1 protein-coding gene and 1 pseudogene are annotated in these 810 nt (G+C 38.4%); one reads left to right on the top strand and one right to left on the bottom strand.

The features are described from left to right. Positions 1–452: 452 nt before the first annotated feature. Positions 453–629 (bottom strand): annotated as a pseudogene (locus CHI06_RS28205) (tyrosine-type recombinase/integrase); the annotation flags it as partial. Between CHI06_RS28205 and CHI06_RS30140 the strand changes: the two are divergent. Further along, positions 623–796: a hypothetical protein gene (locus tag CHI06_RS30140; protein ID WP_179292820.1), complete on the top strand. Its 174-nt coding sequence runs from the start codon at positions 623–625 to the stop codon at positions 794–796. The pseudogene CHI06_RS28205 and the gene CHI06_RS30140 sit on opposite strands and share 7 nt — an antisense overlap. The last annotated feature ends 14 nt before the right edge of the window (positions 797–810 follow it).

Here is an 810-nt window from a genome sequence, read left to right as displayed (position 1 = left end):
TCGGGTGCTTTAGTTTAAGAAAAGGACTGTCCATAGACGGTCTTTTTTTATAGATAAAGTGTCATAACTTAAAAGATATGAAAATGGAAAATGAAAAAAATAAAATAAGGCAATCATGAGGCTTCATAACTTATATTCAAAAATGAAGAGGATCGATTGCACATTGCTTAGCAAATGGGCTTTACCAAACCTTATTTTACCAACGGCTATTGCGAACATCATAACTACATTTACAAAAAAAAGTGGGCTATCCGCAAATACATAAGTGATTAATTTGTGTGGAGTTGCCAACTGTCCCAATTTCCATCTTCATAGGGGACTTTGCGAAAGCCACAATTATCCCCCCCTATATCGACAAAACCACGGTAATTTCAGTAAGCTGATAACACTTCTCGATAAAGTTCGGATATCCATTTTGAGTAGTAGCACATATTTCAGGTATGTGGCTACCCTCACAATACAAAGTCATTCAAGTCGTTTTCGATCTCTTCATCTGTTATTCCAATGTAGCGCAATGTGATTTGGGGATGACTGTGATTGAGGATGGCCTGGAGCTTAGCGACGTCTTTGGTTTGCTTGTAAAACCAATACCCGAATGTTTTCCGCATGGTGTGAGTACCGATTGCATCTAATCCGGGTTTTGCCGATTGTACTTATTGTGGGTGAGGGCGTTCCTTATTCGATTCAGTCTAAGTACATACGAATATTACTGGCTAAAACATTCTATGAGTTTATGAAGCAATTTCAGCAGAAGGTTGCAGAGCCGATTATAATAGGAGCGGAAAGCTTGGAATAAAGATAAAGATAGGG

The sequence above is a fragment of the Bacillus sp. 7884-1 genome (assembly GCF_002272245.1).
Taxonomy (GTDB): domain Bacteria; phylum Bacillota; class Bacilli; order Bacillales; family Cytobacillaceae; genus Neobacillus.
This window is presented reverse-complemented; position numbering and strand designations above follow the sequence as displayed.